The 2554-nt window shown below is 63.1% G+C and carries 2 protein-coding genes; one reads left to right on the top strand and one right to left on the bottom strand.

All coding sequences use genetic code 11. The features are described 5' to 3' along the window. Positions 1–789 (bottom strand): phosphoenolpyruvate carboxykinase (ATP) (locus QZ079_RS09065; protein WP_297037524.1); only part of this gene is annotated, 789 nt, incomplete at its 3' end. 169 nt (positions 790–958) lie between these two features. Between QZ079_RS09065 and QZ079_RS09060 the strand changes: the two genes are divergently transcribed. Continuing rightward, positions 959–2452 carry a lipopolysaccharide biosynthesis protein gene (locus QZ079_RS09060; RefSeq protein WP_297037523.1) on the top strand — a complete coding sequence of 498 codons (1494 nt, stop codon included), beginning with the start codon at positions 959–961 and terminating at the stop codon, positions 2450–2452. The last annotated feature ends 102 nt before the right edge of the window (positions 2453–2554 follow it).

The following is a 2554-nucleotide window of genomic DNA, read 5'->3' as shown; positions in this document are numbered from 1 at the left end:
GTTGTCGTCCCAGCCGTGCTCGTCGTCGCCGATGAGCAGGCGCGCGGGGTCGGCGGAGAGCGTCGTTTTGCCGGTGCCGGAAAGGCCGAAGAGGATGCACGTCTTGCCGGTGGCGGGGTCGACGTTGGCGCTGCAGTGCATGGGCAGCACGCCGTCCTCGAGCGGCAGGAGGTAGTTCATCATCGTGAAGATGGCCTTCTTGATTTCGCCGCAGTAGCCGGTGCCGGCGACGACGATCTGCTTGCGGTTCATGTCGAGGATGCCCGCCGCGGGCTCCAGGCCGTCGCGATCACGCGAACACACGTAGGTGGGCGCCGCGAACACGGTGATGTCCGGGCGGCCGAACATGTCGAGCTCGTCCTTCGTGGGACGCACGAGCATGTTCTGAATGAAGAGCGCCTGGTGCGCGCGCTCACAGACGACCATGACCTTACGGGCGTACTGGCGATCCGCACCCGCGAAACCGCGAACCACGAACAGGTGGCGGCGCTGCGACATGTAACGCGTCACGTTCTTGCGCACGCGCTTGTACGTCTCCTCGTCGACCGGCTTATTCGTCTTGCTATTCCAATTCACCTGCTCATCGGCCTCGCCGGCGTCCACGATGTAGCGGTTCTCGGGGCTACGGCCGGTGAAGGCACCGGTCGAAACGGAAAGCGACCCCGTCGAGGTCAGGTACGCCTCGTGGTGCGACACGGAATGCTCGATGAGCTTCGCTGGGCACCAATCCACGTGCACGCGGTCGATATCGCAGTTGATACCGTTCTCCAAAAGTATGGTCTCGATCATGCGCTCCACACCTTTCTGTACGCGAGCGCGAACCTCGAGCGATAAAGCCGCGCCCTCGATTACAACCCATGTGCGAACGTCGCCGCCGACACGGCATGTTCGCAATTTCGCAACTGGAACTGATTATAATGAACGTTCGCAAGGAACGCCATGGCACCGAGACCATGGAATGACGCTAGAACATGATAGGAGCACCGTGCTCTCGAACCCCATCGACATCTTACGCGACAAGCTTGCCGAGCGCCGCGGTCGCACCGCATCTGCGCCATCCGGCCGCACCGTGGCGGCGTCCGCACAGGGCATCCGCGCCCGCCGCGCGCGCCAGCCTTTCCTCGCCCGCCTCGTGAACCAGTGGTGGACCCGTCTGCTTGGCGCCATCTACCAGGGATCGCTCAGCGAGCAGGAAGAGGAATACGAGTCGCACAGCGCGCGACGCGATTACGTGTGGAACACGCTCGGCACCACGATCTGGGGCATGTCGCTGCCGATTCTCTCCATCGTGGCCTCGCAGCTCGCCGGCACGGAGCAGGCGGGCATGTTCTCCATGGCGTTCTCCACAGGCATGCTGCTCATGTACGCTGCAAACTACGGCGTGCGCAACTTCCAGGTTTCGGATATCGACGAGGGGCACGCGTTCTCGTCCTATCAGATCCAGCGCTGGGCATCGACGGCCATGGCGCTCGTGCTCGGCATCCTGTATTGCACGATCCGCGACTACCAGCCCTACATGGCGACGATCTGCTTCGGCGTGTACCTCTTCAAGCTCGTCGACGGCGCGGCAGACGTGTACGAGGGGCGCCTGCAGCAGGCCGATAAGCTCTACCTTGCAGGCATCTCGCAGACGCTCCGCTCCGCGGCGGTGTTCCTCGTGTTCACGGTGCTCCTGTTCGTAACGCGCAACATCGCCATCGCCTCGGTGGGCATGGGCATCGCCGCCACCGCCTCGCTTGTGCTCGTAACGGTTCCGCTCGCGCTGCTCGAGACCGAGAAGTCGCGTCGTTGGCGGCTCGAGGAGGTCACCGACCTCTTCCGCCAATGCTTCCCGCTCTTTGCGGCGCTCTTCCTCTTCAACCTCATCGAGACCATGCCGAAGCTCGTGATGGAAGGCGCGCTGCCCTACGAGAACCAGCTCTACTTCAACGCGCTCTACTTCCCCTCGCAGAGCATCCAGATCATCATCGGCTTCATCTACAAACCTCAGCTCGTTCGGCTCGCGGGTATCTGGGCGAACCCTAAGAAGCGCCGGCGCTTCGACCTCATCCTGCTCGCGATGATGGCGATCATCATCGCGGTGACAGCCGTCGTCGGCATCTTCATGGGAACGATCGGCATCCCGCTCACCGGCTTTCTGTACGGCGTGGATTTCGAGCAGTTCCGCCTGCTCAGCTATCTTATGGTCGTGGCGGGCGGCGTCATCGCGGCGATCGACTTCCTGTACGCGATCGTCACCGTGCTGCGTCGTCAGGGCACCGTGATGCGCCTTTACCTCGTGGCGTTCGCCGCCGTGACGCTCTCGTCGCTGCTGCTGGTGAACCTCATCGGCCTCACCGGCGCCGTGGCGAGCTACCTTGCTTCAATGACGCTCTTGCTCGTGCTGCTCGTGTTGGAGTACATCCGCATCCGGCACGCCATCGCCCGCGAGCGCAACCCGTTCCTCTCGTAGCGGCCAAGCGGGCGCTGGCGTGACAGCGGTGCCAGGGGAAACTGTCACGTTTGGCCAGAGGCGTGACAGAAACGTGACAGTTTCCCCTGGCACCGCTGTCAC

The sequence above is a fragment of the uncultured Enorma sp. genome (assembly GCA_905210055.1).
Taxonomy (GTDB): Bacteria; Actinomycetota; Coriobacteriia; order Coriobacteriales; family Coriobacteriaceae; genus Enorma.
This window is presented reverse-complemented; position numbering and strand designations above follow the sequence as displayed.